The sequence below is a fragment of the Pseudomonas rhodesiae genome (genome assembly GCF_007858255.1).
In the GTDB taxonomy this organism is placed as follows: domain Bacteria; phylum Pseudomonadota; class Gammaproteobacteria; order Pseudomonadales; family Pseudomonadaceae; genus Aquipseudomonas; species Aquipseudomonas rhodesiae.
This window is the reverse complement of sequence record NZ_VFEU01000006.1, coordinates 241,151-257,727: the sequence shown is the minus strand read 5'-3', so window position 1 is coordinate 257,727 and position 16,577 is coordinate 241,151. Positions and strand designations below refer to the sequence as shown.

At 59.6% G+C, this 16,577-nt stretch carries 16 protein-coding genes; 11 read left to right on the top strand and 5 right to left on the bottom strand.

The window, feature by feature from the left end; translation table 11 throughout:
- Positions 1-19: 19 nt before the first annotated feature.
- The gene (locus FIV35_RS11880) at positions 20-289 is read right to left on the bottom strand and encodes a PepSY domain-containing protein (protein ID WP_034097081.1); all 270 of its coding nucleotides are present in this window, start codon (positions 287-289) and stop codon (positions 20-22) included.
- A gap of 153 nt (positions 290-442) precedes the next feature.
- Between FIV35_RS11880 and FIV35_RS11875 the strand changes: the two genes are divergently transcribed.
- The 7 genes from FIV35_RS11875 to FIV35_RS11845 all read left to right on the top strand — a co-directional run bounded on the left by FIV35_RS11875 (position 443) and on the right by FIV35_RS11845 (position 6,458).
- Positions 443-1,438: a FecR family protein gene (locus tag FIV35_RS11875; protein ID WP_034137940.1), complete on the top strand. Its 996-nt coding sequence runs from the start codon at positions 443-445 to the stop codon at positions 1,436-1,438.
- A 328-nt stretch (positions 1,439-1,766) separates the two neighbouring features.
- Entirely contained in the window at positions 1,767-2,216 is a 450-nt protein-coding gene (locus FIV35_RS11870; RefSeq protein WP_034137939.1) for a hypothetical protein, read from the top strand.
- Complete coding sequence (locus FIV35_RS11865) at positions 2,216-2,764, top strand: hypothetical protein (protein WP_034137938.1); 549 nt, start codon at positions 2,216-2,218, stop codon at positions 2,762-2,764. Before FIV35_RS11870 ends, FIV35_RS11865 begins: the two co-directional genes overlap by 1 nt.
- A 66-nt stretch (positions 2,765-2,830) precedes the next feature.
- Positions 2,831-3,580, top strand: a complete 750-nt coding sequence (locus FIV35_RS11860; RefSeq protein WP_034137937.1) for a hypothetical protein — start codon at positions 2,831-2,833, stop codon at positions 3,578-3,580.
- A gap of 60 nt (positions 3,581-3,640) precedes the next feature.
- Positions 3,641-4,321 carry a C39 family peptidase gene (locus FIV35_RS11855; protein ID WP_034137936.1) on the top strand — a complete coding sequence of 227 codons (681 nt, stop codon included), beginning with the start codon at positions 3,641-3,643 and terminating at the stop codon, positions 4,319-4,321.
- 42 nt (positions 4,322-4,363) lie between these two features.
- Positions 4,364-5,110, top strand: coding sequence for a hypothetical protein (locus FIV35_RS11850; RefSeq protein ID WP_034137935.1), 747 nt, complete (start codon positions 4,364-4,366; stop codon positions 5,108-5,110).
- Between the two features lie 49 nt (positions 5,111-5,159).
- Complete coding sequence (locus tag FIV35_RS11845; RefSeq protein ID WP_034137934.1) at positions 5,160-6,458, top strand: hypothetical protein; 1,299 nt, start codon at positions 5,160-5,162, stop codon at positions 6,456-6,458.
- A 65-nt stretch (positions 6,459-6,523) separates the two neighbouring features.
- On the opposite strand, the gene FIV35_RS11840 is transcribed toward FIV35_RS11845, so the two are convergent.
- The gene (locus tag FIV35_RS11840) at positions 6,524-7,846 is read right to left on the bottom strand and encodes a sigma-54 dependent transcriptional regulator (RefSeq protein WP_034097071.1); all 1,323 of its coding nucleotides are present in this window, start codon (positions 7,844-7,846) and stop codon (positions 6,524-6,526) included.
- Positions 7,847-8,190: 344 nt separating this feature from the next.
- Here FIV35_RS11840 and FIV35_RS11835 point away from each other — a divergent pair, with 344 nt between their 5' ends.
- A complete protein-coding gene (locus FIV35_RS11835) occupies positions 8,191-8,451 on the top strand; it encodes a hypothetical protein (RefSeq protein ID WP_034137933.1) in 261 nt (86 codons plus the stop codon).
- 61 nt (positions 8,452-8,512) lie between these two features.
- Here the strand turns inward: FIV35_RS11835 and FIV35_RS11830 are convergent, their stop codons facing one another.
- The 3 genes from FIV35_RS11830 to gnd are packed head-to-tail and all read right to left on the bottom strand — an operon-like array spanning position 8,513 to position 11,846.
- Complete coding sequence (locus FIV35_RS11830; RefSeq protein ID WP_034137932.1) at positions 8,513-9,346, bottom strand: Cof-type HAD-IIB family hydrolase; 834 nt, start codon at positions 9,344-9,346, stop codon at positions 8,513-8,515.
- Positions 9,343-10,866, bottom strand: coding sequence for a glucose-6-phosphate dehydrogenase (gene zwf / locus FIV35_RS11825; RefSeq protein WP_034137931.1), 1,524 nt, complete (start codon positions 10,864-10,866; stop codon positions 9,343-9,345). The genes FIV35_RS11830 and zwf overlap by 4 nt, the downstream gene beginning before the upstream one ends.
- The gene (gene gnd / locus FIV35_RS11820; protein ID WP_034097067.1) at positions 10,863-11,846 is read right to left on the bottom strand and encodes a phosphogluconate dehydrogenase (NAD(+)-dependent, decarboxylating); all 984 of its coding nucleotides are present in this window, start codon (positions 11,844-11,846) and stop codon (positions 10,863-10,865) included. The genes zwf and gnd overlap by 4 nt, the downstream gene beginning before the upstream one ends.
- A 271-nt stretch (positions 11,847-12,117) precedes the next feature.
- On the opposite strand from gnd, the gene FIV35_RS29580 reads away from it, so the two are divergent.
- The 3 genes from FIV35_RS29580 (at position 12,118) to FIV35_RS11810 (ending at position 16,562) form a co-directional block, all read left to right on the top strand.
- Positions 12,118-12,297 carry a DUF6026 family protein gene (locus FIV35_RS29580; protein WP_256203854.1) on the top strand — a complete coding sequence of 60 codons (180 nt, stop codon included), beginning with the start codon at positions 12,118-12,120 and terminating at the stop codon, positions 12,295-12,297.
- A gap of 164 nt (positions 12,298-12,461) precedes the next feature.
- Positions 12,462-14,219: a phosphoethanolamine transferase CptA gene (locus FIV35_RS11815; RefSeq protein ID WP_034137930.1), complete on the top strand. Its 1,758-nt coding sequence runs from the start codon at positions 12,462-12,464 to the stop codon at positions 14,217-14,219.
- A 114-nt stretch (positions 14,220-14,333) separates the two neighbouring features.
- Positions 14,334-16,562, top strand: coding sequence for a TonB-dependent siderophore receptor (locus FIV35_RS11810; protein WP_034137929.1), 2,229 nt, complete (start codon positions 14,334-14,336; stop codon positions 16,560-16,562).
- Positions 16,563-16,577 lie beyond the last annotated feature (15 nt).

Sequence of the window (16,577 nt, the reverse complement as noted above, 5' to 3'; positions counted from 1 at the left end):
CGGCTCCCGGCGCGAGACGTCAGTCTTTCTGGTCACGCAGGATATTGCCCGAGGCGCCGTCGATGCGTGCTTCATACACAGTGCCGTCGGATTTGCGCCCTTTGACTTCCCAGTAGCCGTTATCGTCGGCTTCGGCGGCATAGACTTCAACGTAGCCGGCCTTGGTCTTGGCCACTTCGATGGCCTTTTCAATAGTGATCCAGCCTGCGCCCGGCTTATCGGCCAGGGCGGCACCGGCACTGAGCAGCGCGGAGGTTGCACACAGGGCGACTAAGGTTTTCTTCAACATGACGGAACTCCATAGTGGAAATAACGGACGCGTGTCCTGAAATTTTTAGGTACTGACAAATAAGAATAAGTTCCAATTGATGTGCAATCGCCATGATGGCTGTTCTCCCCATCGGCCCGCGGAGGTTAGAATGTGGGAAATCAGGATGCGTAAATGACCGAAAAGTCTGTTTCAGAAGCCGAATACGACACCATCACCGATGCCGCAGCGCACTGGTGCATGCGCATGCATGCAAGTGATTGCACACCGGCTGAACGTCAGGCTTTTCAACAATGGCATGACGCCCATCCCCTGCATGCCTTTGAATACGCCGCGATGCTGGAAATCTGGGACGTCGCCGATCACTTGCCGCGCACCGCGCCCACCGCACCGGTATTGGCGTTCAAACCGCGCCGCCGCGTACGTCGTTATGCCGTGGCGGCGGCGCTATGCCTGGCGGCCCTGCCGCTGGCCGCGTTCACCGGGTGGCAGGCCGGGTGGCTGCCCAATTCCTATGAACGTTTCGAGGCGACCCAGGGCTTGCGTCAGGTGACCTTGAGCGATGGCAGCCAGGTAGAGCTGAACCTGGGCACCGAACTGGTCTATAGCAACTACAAGGATCAGCGCCGCGTCACGCTGAAGAAAGGCGAGGCGTTTTTCAATGTCAGCCACGACAGCGCCCATCCGTTTGTGGTGCGCGCCGGCGAAGGCCAGGTGCGCGTGACAGGCACCCAATTCAATGTATGGAAATATGGCGATCAGGTCCGCGTGATGCTGCTCGAAGGCTCGGTGCAGATCGCCAGCGATGCCACGCATGGCAGCGTGCCCCTGACTCCGGGCATGCAGGCCAGCTACCAAGCGGGCGATGCCACTCCGCGCGTGAGGCCGTTCAGCCCGAATGACAGCGCACTGGCCTGGCGCCAGGGCAAGCTGATTCTCGATAACCTGGCCTTGGTCGACGCGTTACCGCTGATCAACCGCTACTTGAGCAAACCGGTGATGCTGGCCGACGCCAGCACCGGGGCGATTCGAATCGGCGGCATCTACAACCTCACCGAGGTCAACAACCTCATCCCCTCACTGCCCAAGGTACTGCCGGTCTATCTGACGCAGAACCAGGACGGCAACCCCGTTCTCAATTCCATCCCGCGTAAAAACCCTAAAGGCTGAGCCCGGCCGATTCGTGCGGGCGTGTTCGCGCCCGCAGTGTCCATTTTTGAAACACCTGCCTGCCCTGAAGCCCGTGTACAGCGTGGGTTCATGCTTTTGTCATGTGCGGTGTTACGCCGGTGATACACAGGGGTGAATCGTTTGTGGCACAGCGGGCTACACGCGCTTGAAGGGCAGGTGTTTCAGCGCTGAGACACCGGCATCGTCGACGCGCCGCCAGTTTTTCACAAGCCATTGAATATAAAGACAATTCAAAAAGCGGCACGGCATCTGCTCTATCCCTCACAGCACTGTTTAGGGTCAGTGCTGAGAATAAGGACATGCCGCCGTGAACACACTCACACAACACTCGATGAAGGTACTGCTGACCAGCTGTGTACTCAGCCTCGGCATCAGTGCACCAGCCTTTGCCGGTGATGGTGTGATCGTGACGGGCCGCAACGTACAGGCACACATGTACGGTCGCGCCGCTTTCGGTAAAGACCCCTACCCCACCACCGCCAATGCCAATCCCACTCAAGAGGTTCTTGGCGCCACCGGCGAGCTCAGTGACCTGGCTATCAGCGGTGTCAGCAGCGGTTCAAGTTTCGCCCGCGCCAGCCAGATCGATAGCACGTTGACCGGCGTGCATGCCACGCAGAACAGCATGTCGACCCTCGGCACCGGCGCCACCGCCGGGCATGGCAGCGGCAGCAGCATGGGTGGACAGATCAGTAACTCGATCCAACGCGGCATGGCCCCTCTGAATAACCTCGGCAACATGATGGGGGGCAAATAATGAACCGTAGCTTGCTCTTGCTCGCCCTGCTGGGCAGTGCCTCGGCCATGGCCGACAACAACGCTGTGATCAACAACAGCGGCAAAGACTACCGCGGCAACCTTTCGATCAACCAAGCCGCAGGCAATCAGCAGCAACAAGCCAACAACCGTGCCATCGCGCTCGGCGGCAAGGCCACCACGGTGAATATCCAACGGCTCGACGGTCAGGTCGATCCGTCTCTGAATGCCAAGGCCGCGATTCAGGGCGCTTCTTTTACCAATGGCAACGGCATGTTGGGCGTCAACCAAGCCGCTGGGGCCAATAACCAAACTGTTAACGCCGTGCGGATCAGCCTCAACCCTGGCCCGCAAAGCATCGACGACAGCGTCTTGTTGCAACAGAACACGACGCAATTAACCGACTCAGGGCTCACCCCCACCACTGGCAGCCGCCTGGTCGTTACCAGCGACCAGGCCTTCACAGGCAGCCGAGGAGTGATTCAGGTGAACCAGAGTGCTGGGGTGGGGAACCGAATGGCTAACACCCTGGGCATCACTATCAAGTAACGACTTGGTAGTACTCGCAAGACCGTACCAACACTTAACCAACTAATAGAAGCAAGGAGAAACACCATGAAACCTCAAATGGCTCTGAAACCTCTGGTTTTCGCTCTCGCCGCGCTCATGGCTGCTGCTGCTCAAGCAGGTAGCTGGCACCCTGCGCCTCAGCCTACCGGCACTATTGCCGCTGCAGTAAGCGGCGAACAAAACAGCGTTGGCAACCGGTTCGACAACACTAAGACAGAAAACAACGCCTCCGCCGATGGTTCGGTCAACCGCAACAACGGTAACGTAGGCAACATCGCGCAAGCCGGCGATGCTCAGCAGGCTCAGAACAGTGTCGCCATCGCCAGCGCCAGCGGCGATGCTGCCACCGTATTCGGTGGGACCGACGTGACTCAGAACAGCTTGCTGAACACTTCCGTCACCAAAGGCACCCAGAACAACGCGTCTCTGGACGGCTCGGTTAACAACAACTCCGGCAACGTGGGTAGTATCGGTCAGGCCGGCCAGGCCAACCAAGCTGCAAACAGCGTGGCCATCGTCACTGCCGATGGCAAGAGCATCGTAGCCACCGCCAGCACCGTGCAAAACTCCCTTGGCAACAGCTACCTCAGCACCGCCGCAACCAGCCACGGCTATGGTCATGGCTATGGCGGCAAGCCTCAGTACGTGTCCAACAACGCCAGCCTGGACAGCTCGCTCAACGGCAACTCCGGCAACGTAGGCAATACCCTGCAAGCAGGTCAGGGCAACATGGCCGGCAACGCCCTGTCAATCAGCCAAGGTTGCACCACCTGCGCCAGCGGCGTGCGCTTCTGATCCAACGGGGCCTTGGCAACAAGGCCCTTTCCTATTCCAGTGTCCACCCGGCCTTCGATCATGCGCCTCGCGACCCTCACCCTGCTGATGCTCCTCACCGGCCCGACCTGGGCAGGCACCATGGCGGTCTCCGCCATGCCTGGCGGTGCAGTGATCTACAAGAAGGTCGAGAGTATCCGCGAGCGCCGGTTCGCCAACCTGGTGGAACAGAAAACCGATTTCAGCTGCGGCGCCGCCGCCCTCGCCACCATCCTGCGTCAGGGCTATTGGCTGGACGTCGACGAAGACCATGTGATCAAAGGCATGCTGATCAACGCCGATCAGGACCTGGTGCGCACCCAGGGCTTTTCCATGCTGGACATGAAGCGCTACCTGGAAAGCATCGGCATGCGGGCGCGGGGCTACAAGATCTCGCCGGAATCCCTGCTGACCGTGAAGATCCCGGTCGTGGTGCTGCTGGAAATCCGTGGTTACAAGCACTTCGTGGTGATGCAGCGTGCCGACAAAGACTGGGTCTACATCGGCGACCCGGTGCTGGGCCATAAGCGCTACACCCGCGACGACTTTGTCAAAGGCTGGAATGGCATCGTATTCGCCGTATTGGGTGAGGGTTACGACAAGACCAACGCCTTGCTCGCCCCTCCTACGCCCCTGACCGCCAAGAACCAGTTGAATGAGTTCAGGCCCGTGGGCGACGCCGAATTGATGGATTTCGGTTTTATCCAGAGCGACTTCTTTTAATAAGAAGCGCCATAAGGGGCCAGGATGCTCCAGGAGCAGAAGATGAACACTTCCCGTTGGCTGACGGTTTTGTGTCTGGCAGCCGCAATGCCCGCTTATGCTTCATCGGGTTTCAAACCGATCGAATTGAGAGACTCGGAAATGGCCGACCTGCGCGGTCGTTATGTAATGCCGGGGCGCATCATCAGCTTCGGTATCGTGATGAGCAGCACCTGGACCAATGCCATGGGCGACAGCATCACCGGCAAAGCCAGCATGCAGGTCGATAAAACCACGATCACCCCGCAATTTTATGTGCAGACCACCGGCTCGGCAGGCAGCGTCACCGGCCAGAGCACCGGTACCGGCAATGTCGTCGGCGGCGCCGGTCTGGGCAGCGGCCAGGGTGTGACGCAAAGCGTGCGCGCGGCCGGCGACGGCAACACCGCGTACAACAATGTCGGCATCACTGTGAGTCAGGACGGCCTGGCGCCGGCCAATCTCGCGCAATCGGGGCAAGTGCTGGTGGCCGGCGGCACCGTGACCGGTGACAGCGCGGCCGGCAAAGTGAGCGTGTCGGCCAACAACGGCGGCCTGCAAATGGCGATCCAGGCCAACCATAACCAAGGCAACAGCCTGCAGCAGATTGGCGGTGGCACGGTGCTGCAAGGCACTGTCTTGACCGGCAATACCAACTTCGTCAACAACATCACTCAACTTAACGTCGTGATGGGCAATAACGGGCTGAACAACCCGGCGTTGAATTGCAACCTGGACCAACTCAAAGGCCTACGTACGCTCGGTTATTGAACTACGCTGACCCTCGACACTTACGCATTAAAAAAGGACGGCTTATTTCATGCATCGATCGTTATCGCTTCGTGCGGTGGTCTGTTTAAGTACGCTCTTGCCCGCATCCGTGTTGTATGCCGCGCCAGATGCCGATATCGAAACACTCAAGCAAGAACTCCTGGAACTCAAGCAACGTTACGAAGTGCAGCAAAAGGCCTTGGCGGTGCTGGAACAGCGAGTGCGTCAGGTCGAAGATCAACCGGCGACGCCGGCGCCCAAACGCTTAGCCAAATCCCCCGCCGACTTCCAGAAAGGCAGCACCACCGTGGCCGGCACCGGCGCCGCTGCGGCCTCCGGTGGCGCGGGCGGCGGCAGTTCCTATGGGCAGTCCCTCAAGGACGACTCGGCGCCTGCGCAAAGTGTCAGCAACCTTTATAACGAAGCCAGTGGCTTCTTCGGCAATGGCAAGTTCAGCTTCGAAACCGGCGTGACCTACGCTCGCTACGACGCGCGCCAACTGACCCTCAATGGGTTCCTGGCCCTGGACTCGATTTTCCTCGGCAATATCAACCTCGACCGCATCAAGTCGGACAACTGGACCCTGGACCTGACCGGCCGCTACAACCTCGACAACCGCTGGCAGTTCGACGTCAACGTGCCGGTGGTGTACCGCGAATCGACGTACCAATCGGCCGGTGCAGGCAACAACGGCACGGCAACATCGGAAGCATCGGTAACCCGCGACCCGACCATCGGCGACGTCAACTTCGGTGTGGCCTACAAGTTCCTCGACGAGACCCCCACCTTGCCGGATGCCGTGGTGTCGGTGCGGGTCAAGGCGCCGACGGGCAAGGAACCGTTCGGCATCAAGCTCATCAACGCACCCGGCAACGACAACTTGTTCGTACCTGAAAGCCTGCCCACCGGCAACGGGGTCTGGTCGATCACGCCGGGCATCTCCCTGGTCAAGACCTTCGACCCAGCCGTACTGTTTGGCTCGTTGTCCTACACCCATAACTTCGAAGATTCGTTCGACGACATCAGCAGCGACGTCAACCAAAAGGTCGGCGGCAAGGTCAGCCTGGGTGACAGCTTCCAGGTCGGCATGGGCGTAGCGTTCGCGCTGAACGAGAAAATGAGTATGTCGTTTTCGGTGTCTGACCTGGTCCAGCGTAAAAGCCGCCTCAAACCCAATGGCGGGGACTGGCAATCGGTGGTCTCCAGCGATGCCAACGCCGGCTACTTCAACGTGGGCATGACCATTGCCGCCTCGGATAACCTGACGATCGTACCGAACCTGGCGATCGGTATGACCGACGACGCGCCGGACTTCACCTTCAGCCTGAAATTCCCGTACTACTTCTAACCAGACGCACAAGGAAAAGCCCCGCAACGATAAGGGTCGTTGCGGGGCTTTTCGGTTTACCCGCCCTAGCGGATCTGGTGTTTGTGCAGCAACCGATAGAACGTAGGCCGGGACACGCCGAGCACACGGGCAGCGACACTCAAGTTGTCGCTATGACGGTTGAGCACATCGCACAGCGCCTGACGTTCGGCGCGGTGCTTGTAGTCTTCGAGTGTAGCCAAGGGTGGCGCGATTGCCTGCTCGCTCTGCAATCCCAGATCAACGGCTTCGATCTGCCGCCCTTCGGCGAGCACCAGGCCACGGCGCACGCGGTTGGCCAACTCGCGCACATTGCCGGGCCACGGATGCTGCGCCATGGCCGCCAGCGCGTCTTCGCTGAAACTGCGCGGGCGGCGTCCGGTTTCCTGGCTGTAGAAACGCGCAAAGTGGTTGGCCAACATCGCCACGTCACCATGGCGCTCGCGCAACGGCGCGGTGACCACCTGCAGCACATTGAGGCGGTAGTACAAATCCTCGCGGAAGGCGCCCTTGGCCACCGCCGCTTCAAGATTGACGTGGGTCGCCGCCAGCACACGTACATCCACCGGGATCGGCTGGCTGCCGCCGACGCGCTCGATGTGCTTCTCCTGCAAAAACCGCAGCAGGTTGGCCTGCAGCTCCATCGGCAGGTCGCCGATTTCATCGAGAAACAGCGTGCCGCCGTTCGCCGCTTCGATACGCCCGATCTTGCGCTGGTGCGCGCCGGTAAACGCACCTTTCTCATGGCCGAACAGTTCGGACTGGATCAGGTGTTCAGGGATGGCACCGCAGTTGATCGCCACGAAAGGCTTGGCATGGCGCTGGGACTGACGATGCAGGGTCTTGGCCACCAGCTCCTTGCCAGTGCCGCTGTCACCGCGAATCAAGACGGGGGACTCCGTGGGCGCCAGCTTGGATAAGAGCTTGCGCAGTTCACGAATGGGCCGGCTGTCGCCCAGCAGTTCGTGCCCCTCATCCACCGGTGTGTGGCCTTTACCGCGTAAGCGCGCCATGCCGAATGCGCGTCCCAGAGTGACCTGCACCCGCGAGACGTCGAACGGCAACGTATGGAAGTCGAAAAACCACTCGCAAACGAAGTCGCCGACATTCTGCAAGCGCAGTACATCCTGGCTGAGCACGGCAATCCATTCAGTGCCGCTGCGACCGATCAGCTCCTTGACCGCTTCGGGCCTCTTCAGGTGTTCGGGCTGCAAGCGCAGCAGGCCGACATCGCAGGAGCGATCCCCCACGTCCTCCAGCGCACAGCTGTCCACTTCCCACCCCGCCGTACGCAGCCCGGGCAACAGCCCATGGCAGTCATCGCACGGATCGACCACAAGCAAACGGCGTTGGACGAGAGGCACACCCATGACTGATCCTTGGCGTCAAAAATCGTTAAAGTTATTTAGAAACAACCAGTTGTAACGACTGGTGCTAACCCTAGCAAGATATTGACGCGCGCCTTGTACCGTTTCGCTATAAGTCGGGGCAAAAAGCCATCTTCTTGCTTCAGCGATTAAAAAGTTGCCGACCGTTGAAACTTTCAATCAGCTTTCAAAACAGGCGCTTACATGACCTCAATCACGGAAAGTTGAAATTTGTTGCTCTAACATGTGACCCGCACCCCGCCATCGCGCATCAGTACAAGTAACTCGCCGCCTGGCTCGCCCAACCGACGGCACTCATTTGATTGGGCATTTAGAGAGAGACCCCAATGAACGCCCCGCTCCGCATCAACGAAGCTCTTTTGATCGCAGACCGTGCCTTCCAGCCCTTTCAGTGCGTGGCCTGGCACGATGGCAATGGCGCCCTCAGCCTCAGCGTCGTCGACCGCACCAACAACCGCATCGGCCGCAAGCAACTCTCGTCGAGTGCCTACACAGATCCCGCGCAATTGGAAAACCTGCTGTTGCAAGCGCGTGCCGAACTGGATAAAAGCGGCTATAAGTTGCAATCCTGGGCAATGCCTAAGTAAATAAATCGACGGCACAACTTTCGATCCGTACAAACCGTGATCGTAAGTTGTGCCGTCGAACTTAGCGTATTGCGTGTGACGGCAGAATAAACCGCTCGAAAGCTTCTGCGGCACCGTCTTCAATATTAGTGCCCGTAACCACATTGGCGCGACGTTTGACGGTTTCTTCCGCCTGGCCCATGGCAATCGCCAGCCCGGCCACCTCAAACATCGCCGGGTCATTGCCGCCATCACCGATGGCCGCAGTGTGCTCAAGCGCCACGCCCAGATGCTCGGCCAACGTTTTTAACGCCTCGCCTTTATTGGCCAGCATGGCCGTCACATCCAGATAAACCGGCTGCGACCGCGAAACCTGCGCCAGCCCTTCCACCTTGGGGTGCAAACGCGCCTCCAGTTCCACCAGCAGTTGCGTGTTAAGGCTGGCAGCGACAATCTTGTCGACCCGATCCAGATAGGGCTCAAAACTCTCCACCACCTGCGGCCCATAACCCAGCCCAGCGGTTTCCCGCGGTTCCATCGGGCCGGGCGAACCACGGCGCAGCCAATCGCCATCGGCAAACATCCAGACTTCCACCTCCGGCTCGGCCGAAAACAGCGCCAAGGCGATCAGCGCGGCTTCAGCAGGTAGGTGATGAGCTATCAAAACCCTGCCGTCCGGATGGATCAACGTGCCGCCATTGAAGCCCGCCACCGGAACATCGATACCGAACGTTTCAATCAGGTGCAACATGGCCTTGGGCGGTCGCCCGCTGGCCAGGCTGAACAGCACACCGGCGTCACGCAAGGCACGAACCGCGTCCGCCGTGCGCTGGCTGAGGCTGTGGTCGGGATGCAGCAACGTGCCATCCACGTCGCTGAGGATAAAACGGACGGGGTGGATCGCGGCATCACTCATCCGAGTGTGTGCCAGGTACGACCATCCCGGGCCAGCAGCGTGTCAGCCGCCGCCGGACCATCTTCACCTGCCTTGTAAGTCTGGATGCCATCATCTTCCTTCCACGCATCGAGGAATGGCTGCACCGCGCGCCAGCCGTTCTCGATGTTGTCGGCGCGCTGAAACAAGGTCTGGTCGCCGGTCATGCAGTCGTAGATCAGGGTTTCGTACCCCGTCGACGGTTGCATCTCGAAAAAGTCCTTGTAGGCGAAACCCAGTTGGATATTGGCCATATCCAGGGTCGGCCCAGGCTTTTTCGCCAACAGGTCGAACCACATGCCTTCATTCGGCTGGATCTGGATTTTCAGGTAGGTAGGCTTGAGTTCATCCACATCGGTGTCGCGGAACTGCGCATAGGGGGCCGGCTTGAAGCAGATCACGATTTCGGTATCGCGCACACTCATGCGCTTGCCGGTGCGCAGGTAGAACGGCACGCCGACCCAGCGCCAGTTGTCGATCATCACCTTGAGCGCCACAAAGGTCTCGGTGCTGCTGTCCGGCGCGACGTTGGCCTCTTCGCGGTAACCCGGCAATGCCTTGCCGCCGATCTCACCAGCGGTGTACTGGCCCCGTACCGAGTTGGCCCGTGCATCTTCCAGGGACCAGGGGCGCACCGCGCCAATCACCTTGGCCTTTTCCCCGCGCACCGCGTCGGCGCCGAACGCCGCTGGCGGTTCCATGGCGACCATGGCCAACAGCTGGAACAGGTGGTTGGGCACCATATCCCGCAACGTGCCGGTTTTTTCGAAGAAGTTACCCCGCGTCTCCACGCCGACGGTTTCGGCGGCGGTGATTTGCACGTGATCGATGTAGTGATTGTTCCAGAACGCTTCGAACAGCACGTTGGAGAAGCGGCTGATCAGGATGTTCTGTACCGTTTCTTTGCCCAGGTAATGGTCGATGCGGTAGATCTGCTTCTCGCTCATCACCTTGAGCAGGCACGCGTTCAACGCTTCGGCAGTGGCCAGATCGGAACCGAACGGTTTTTCGATGACCACGCGACGGAAACCGTGGTCAGTTTCCGTCAACAAGCCCGCGCTGCCCAACCGCTGCACCACCTCGCTGAAAAAACGCGGCGCGGTGGCCAAATAGAACACCGCATTGCCGGTGCCGCTCTCGGCGATTTTCTTGCCGATGTCGGTGTAGGTGCTGTCGTCGAGGAAGTCGCCCTCGACGTAGCTGATGCCTTTGGCCAACTGAGCCCACAACTGCGGGTCCAGCGCGTTCTCGGCATTGCCTTTGACCTTGCTCGCGGCTTCGGTGCGAATGAAATCTTCGAGTTTCTTGGCGAAGTCGGCATCGCTGATGGCGTTGTGATCCACCCCGACGATGCGCAAGCCGTCGCCCAGCAACCCGTCGCGACTGAGGTTGTACAGCGCCGGCATCAGCAGGCGCTTGACCAAGTCACCATGGGCGCCAAACAGGAACAAAGTGGTGGGTGGAGCGGGTTCGGCCTTCAGTTTTTTGCCGTTAGCCGTCATTTTTTGGAAGTCTCCACGTGACCACCGAAGCCGAAGCGCATCGCCGACAGCATCTTGTCACCGTAAGTGCTCTGCTGGCGCGAGCGGAAACGGGCGAACAACGAGGTGGACAGCACCGGCACCGGCACGGCTTGTTCCATGGCCGCTTCGATGGTCCAGCGGCCTTCGCCACTGTCGGCCACGGAGCCGGAATAGCCGTCGAGTTTCGGGTCGGTGGCCAGGGCATCGGCGGTCAAGTCCAGCAACCACGACGACACCACGCTGCCACGGCGCCACACTTCGGCGATATCGGCCACATTCAGGTCGAAACGCTGATCTTCGGGCAAGTTCTCCGAGTTCTTGGTTTTGAGGATGTCGAAACCCTCGGCGAACGCCTGCATCATTCCGTATTCGATGCCGTTATGGATCATCTTGACGAAGTGCCCGGAACCGGCCGGCCCAGCGTGGATATAACCGTGTTCGGCGCGCGGGTCGGCGGCGGCGGAACGGTCCTTGGTTCGCGGGATGGTGCCCAGGCCTGGCGCCAGGCTGGCGAAAATCGGGTCCAGACGCTGCACGGTTTCGGTATCGCCGCCAATCATCATGCAATAGCCGCGTTCCAGGCCCCAGACACCGCCGGACGTGCCGACGTCGACATAGTGAAGCCCTTTTTCCGCCAGGGCCTTGGCGCGGCGTACGTCATCCTTGTAGTTGGTGTTGCCGCCATCGATGATCACGTCGCCGCTGTCCAGCAGTTCACTGAGTTCTTGAATGGTGTTCTCGGTGGGGTCGCCCGCCGGCAACATGACCCACACGGCGCGAGGCTGCTGCAGCCCGGCGACCAGGGCTTTGAGATCGGCAACGCCAGTGGCGCCCTCTTCGCTCAAGCCTTTGACAAATGCTTCGTTACGGTCGTAAACAACGGTGGTATGCCCATTGAGCATCAGGCGCCGTGCAATATTCCCGCCCATGCGGCCTAGTCCGATAATCCCCAGTTGCATGTGCTGATGCTCCTAACTACTAAAAAATGTGTGACATAGTTTATAGCGCAATGAGGCTAATGAGGGTTAGTCCAGAGCGGATCCGTGTAGTTTCATGCCAAAAAAGATGCCATCGTTTCACCATCACCGCGGTAAAAGTCACACGACCACCAAAAATAAAAAAGTTCCATTGCTGTGAAAAAGAATTCAGAATTGCTTCCGACTGATGCCGAGAACCTCGACTCAAGCGTTCTGGCACACCGCGACACACCGGCTATTTGCGAGGCAAGCAATGAGCACAGCACAGATGACCCGCCCTCCCCAGACTCTCTACGTCAATATCCGTCGCGATGAGTTGCGTCAGTTGAAAGACGAGCGCGAACAATTGCAGCAGGAAGTCATGCGCCTGCGCTCGTACATCATCCAGGCTCAACTGGATCAGCCGGCCGGCGCGCAACCTGCACTCTGCTGAGCCCTGTCACCGCTTTGTAAGATAACCCCTACAAAAATCTCACAAAGTTTTCACACGCCCATCCCGATACTCCCGCCCCCAAAGGCCGCCCCTTAAAACCAGGGTGGCCGGTGTTGCGTGCAGCCCTGCGCGTCAACTGGAAAACTCTTGGGTTGGAGCGCCGGATGGCAATGTTCAAACGCAGCACTAAGTCTGCGAAAGGCTTTGATTGGGTTGGCCTTGGCTGGCTGTTCCTGTTTTTCTGGTACTTCTCGGGTATTACCCAACTGCTGATCCAACTCAGCGGCACCTCGGGTTTCAGCGGGTTTCGCCAAGCCTTTTTCATGAGCGCCCTGTGGCTCGCGCCGATGCTGGTCTTTCCACGCCAGACCCGTGTACTCGCCGCCGTGATCGGCGTGGTGCTGTGGGCCTGTTCCATGGCCAGTCTGGGATATTTCTTCGTTTATCAGCAGGAATTTTCCCAGAGCGTCATCTTTATCATGTTCGAGTCGAACATCTCCGAAGCCGGTGAATACCTCACCCAGTACTTCGCCTGGTGGATCGTACTGGCGTTCATTGCCCACACTGCCTTAGCCATCTTCCTATGGACCCGGGTGCGCCCGGTCTACCTGCCGCGCGGTCAGGCGTTGCTGGCGGCAACCGCGATCCTGGTGGCCATTGTCGGCTACCCGCTGGTCAAGCAGATTGCCCGTAGCGAGACCCTGGCCGACGGCATCGACCGCTTCGAAACCCGCATCGAGCCGGCCGTGCCTTGGCAGATGATCGTGGCCTACCGCCGTTACACCGAACAACTGGACAACATGCAGGGCATGCTGCACAGCGCCAGCCAGATCCCGCCGCTGACCAACCTCAAGGACGCCGCCGCCGGCCAGCCGTCGACACTGGTGCTGGTCATCGGCGAATCGACCAACCGCCAGCGCATGAGCCTGTACGGCTATCCACGCGCAACCACACCAGAGCTGGACAAGCTGCGCGACCAATTGGCCGTGTTCGACAATGTCATCACCCCACGCCCCTACACCATCGAGGCGTTGCAGCAGGTGCTGACCTTCGCCGATGAAGAAAACCCTGACCTGTACCTCAAGACGCCATCCATCGTCAGCATGATGAAACAGGCCGGCTACAAGACTTACTGGATCACCAACCAGCAGACCATGACCAAACGCAACACCATGCTCACGACCTTTTCCGAACAGGCCGACGAGCAGGTGTACTTGAACAACAACCGCAACCAGAACGCCCGTCAGTACGACGGCGATGTATTGGCACCGTTTTCCATGGCCCTGGCCGATCCGGCAGAGCGTAAGTTCATCGTGGTGCACCTGCTGGGCACGCACATGAGCTACCAGTACCGTTACCCGCCGAGCTTCGACAAGTTCACCGACCGTGAAGGTGTGCCTGCGGGCATCAGCGACGATCAGCTGCCGACCTACAACAGCTACGACAATGCGGTGCTGTACAACGACTTCGTGGTGTCGAGCCTGATCAAGGACTACGCCAAGACCGACCCTAACGGCTTCCTGCTGTACCTGTCGGACCATGGCGAAGACGTATTCGACTCCGCCGGCCACAGCACTTTGGGCCGTAATGAAGGCAAGCCGACGGCGCCGATGTACACCATTCCGTTCATGGCCTACGCCTCGCCGAAATGGCGCGAAAGCCACAGCTGGAATTTTGCCGGCGACCTGCAGCGGCCCTACAGCAGCTCACAGTTGATTCACACCTGGGCCGACTTGGCCGGGTTGAGCTCCACTGAGTTGGACCGCAGCAAAAGCCTGGTGAGTGACAGCTTCAAACCGCGCCCGCTGCTGATTGGCGACCCCTATCAACGCCAGCAAAAGCCGCTGATCGACTTCAGCCTGATCAAACCGAAGAAAGCCGCCGCCACCGAAGTGGTGCTACAGGAAACACCGGCCTTGTAACAGAAAGATAACAATCATTCTCGTTTAAGCCTAAAGTTGCCCTGCTCCTTTCGTCTTTGAGCCATGGCCTTTTCATACCGAAAAGGCCGCAAAGACGACAAGGAGTCTTCCGCGATGATCGCGCCTTTCACCCGTTCCATGTCCTTTTCGCTCAGCGTGTTTGGTGTGTTGCTGAGTCCTGACTTGCTGGCTGAAACCGATAGCGACCCAACACCGCTGGAGTTGCAAGCCACCAGCATCACCGCGGATGGCCTCGGCGCCACCACCGAGCACACCGGGTCCTACACCACCGGCTCGATGAACACCGCCACGCGCCTGAACCTGTCCGTCAAGGACACTCCGCAGTCGATCTCGGTAATCACTCGCCAGCAGATGGACGACTTCAACCTCAATACCTTGACCGACGTGCTGCGCCAGACCACCGGCATCAACGTGCAGCACAACGACTCCGACCGAGTGGCCTACTCTTCCCGTGGCTATGGCATCAGCAATTTCCAGATCGACGGGATGCTCAATACGTTCGGCTATATGAAATCCGACGCCGACACCATCATCTACGACCGTATCGAAGTGGTGCGCGGTGCAACGGGCTTGACCACCGGTGCGGGCGATCCTTCGGCCACCGTGAACATGGTGCGCAAGCGCCCTACCGCCCAATGGCAGGCGAAAACCGGCGTCAGCGGTGCCAGCCATGACAATTACTACAGCTACCTGGACGTCGGCGGTCCGCTGGCGTTCGACGGTCGCCTACGCGGGCGCACGGTGCTGGCTTACCGCGACAGCCAGTCGTTCCGAGATAACTATGCACTGCAGCGCTCGGTCGGCTACGGCATTCTTGAAGGTGACCTGTCAGACGATACCGTGTTGGCCGTGGGGTTCGATTACCAGGACAAGCAGGTTCAGGGCACCTCCTGGGGCACCGTGCCCTACTGGAACAGCCGGGGCGAAAAGGCCAGGCTGCCGCGCTCGACCAATATGGCGGCGCACTGGAGCTCCTGGCCGCTGACCGACAAAACCACCTTCGCGACCCTGGATCATCGCCTGGCAGGCGACTGGCACCTGAAAGCCGCCTATACCCATCGGCAGAGCGACACGGACGGCAAGGTGTACTACGGCGGCGCGGGCTTCCCCAACGACGACCGCAGCGGCATGAGCGCCTGGGCCAGCCACATGCGCGGCACTTCGAGAATGGAAGCCGTTGACCTGAATCTGGCCGGCAGTTATGCGCTGTTGGGGCGCGAACATGCACTGATGATGGGCTACGGCGAAGCGGCCCAGCGCGACGTGTCGCCGTTTATGCGCAGCCGCCTGGATGACAGCTACTACACCATTGAAGATTGGAAATACATGGGCGGCATCCCCAAGTTCACCGACACGGTCACCGACCTCAAGGGCGAACACAGCAGCAAACAGCAAAAGGCCGGTTACCTGGCCACCCGCCTGAGCCTGACCGAGCGCCTGCACGCCGTACTGGGCAGTCGCTACGGCAGTTGGGAGTTGGAAAGCGCGGCCCCGAGCTACGACGCCAACAACCAACTGACCGCCAACGACAAGACCCGCCAGACCCACAACGATATGTGGACGCCCTACGCCGGGCTGCTCTATGACTTGACGCCGGAGTACACCGTCTACGCGAGCTACACCGATATCTTCAAACCGCAAAGCCTGCGGGACGCCAACAAGAAATACCTGGAGCCAGTGGTGGGCAGTAACTATGAAGTCGGCCTCAAGGGCAGCGTGCTCAATGAGCGCGTGAACCTGGCCGCCGCGTACTTCTGGAGCACCCAGGATAACGTCGCGGAACGCGACTACTCGGTGGCGCCGAACCCGGCCACCGGCGAGGAGTACTATAAGTCCGGCGGCAAAGGCAACAAGGTCAACGGCTTCGAGCTGGAGGTTGCCGGCGAGATCATGCCGGACTGGAACCTTACGGCGGGTTACACCTACACCCACTCGGTGAACGGCGCGGGCACACGCAACAACACCGGCCAGCCCCTGAACCTGCTGAAGGTGTCCAGCGCTTATCGCCTGCCAGGCGCATGGCGCAAGCTTACCGTGGGCGGCGCGGTGAATTGGCAGAGCGACATTTACGATTTCGGTAATCGGCCCACGGGGGAACGGAATGCCGATGGCGAGCTGATCACTACCCGCGACAAGATCACGCAGCAGGCTTACACCGTGGTCAACCTGATGTCGCGCTACCAAGTCGACAAGCATCTATCGGCATCGTTGAACATCAACAATCTATTCGATCAGAAGTACTACGAGCGCGTCGGTTTCTATAACGGCGTGTACTGGGGCGACCCTCGCGCGGTTACCTTGGCCCTGGACTGGAAGCTTTAAGCTCGACGCCCGAAG

Bases quoted from the DNA above. Each gene is read 5' to 3' on its own strand.
- FIV35_RS11855 (WP_034137936.1), top strand. From the start codon at position 3,641: ATGCGCCTCGCGACCCTCACCCTGCTGATGCTCCTCACCGGCCCGACC.
- FIV35_RS29580 (WP_256203854.1), top strand. From the start codon at position 12,118: ATGAGCACAGCACAGATGACCCGCCCTCCCCAGACTCTCTACGTCAAT.
- FIV35_RS11850 (WP_034137935.1), top strand. From the start codon at position 4,364: ATGAACACTTCCCGTTGGCTGACGGTTTTGTGTCTGGCAGCCGCAATG.
- FIV35_RS11875 (WP_034137940.1), top strand. From the start codon at position 443: ATGACCGAAAAGTCTGTTTCAGAAGCCGAATACGACACCATCACCGAT.
- FIV35_RS11865 (WP_034137938.1), top strand. From the start codon at position 2,216: ATGAACCGTAGCTTGCTCTTGCTCGCCCTGCTGGGCAGTGCCTCGGCC.
- FIV35_RS11815 (WP_034137930.1), top strand. From the start codon at position 12,462: ATGGCAATGTTCAAACGCAGCACTAAGTCTGCGAAAGGCTTTGATTGG.
- FIV35_RS11860 (WP_034137937.1), top strand. From the start codon at position 2,831: ATGAAACCTCAAATGGCTCTGAAACCTCTGGTTTTCGCTCTCGCCGCG.
- gnd (WP_034097067.1), bottom strand. From the start codon at position 11,846: ATGCAACTGGGGATTATCGGACTAGGCCGCATGGGCGGGAATATTGCA.
- zwf (WP_034137931.1), bottom strand. From the start codon at position 10,866: ATGACGGCTAACGGCAAAAAACTGAAGGCCGAACCCGCTCCACCCACC.
- FIV35_RS11830 (WP_034137932.1), bottom strand. From the start codon at position 9,346: ATGAGTGATGCCGCGATCCACCCCGTCCGTTTTATCCTCAGCGACGTG.
- FIV35_RS11840 (WP_034097071.1), bottom strand. From the start codon at position 7,846: ATGGGTGTGCCTCTCGTCCAACGCCGTTTGCTTGTGGTCGATCCGTGC.
- FIV35_RS11880 (WP_034097081.1), bottom strand. From the start codon at position 289: ATGTTGAAGAAAACCTTAGTCGCCCTGTGTGCAACCTCCGCGCTGCTC.
- FIV35_RS11845 (WP_034137934.1), top strand. From the start codon at position 5,160: ATGCATCGATCGTTATCGCTTCGTGCGGTGGTCTGTTTAAGTACGCTC.
- FIV35_RS11835 (WP_034137933.1), top strand. From the start codon at position 8,191: ATGAACGCCCCGCTCCGCATCAACGAAGCTCTTTTGATCGCAGACCGT.
- FIV35_RS11810 (WP_034137929.1), top strand. From the start codon at position 14,334: ATGATCGCGCCTTTCACCCGTTCCATGTCCTTTTCGCTCAGCGTGTTT.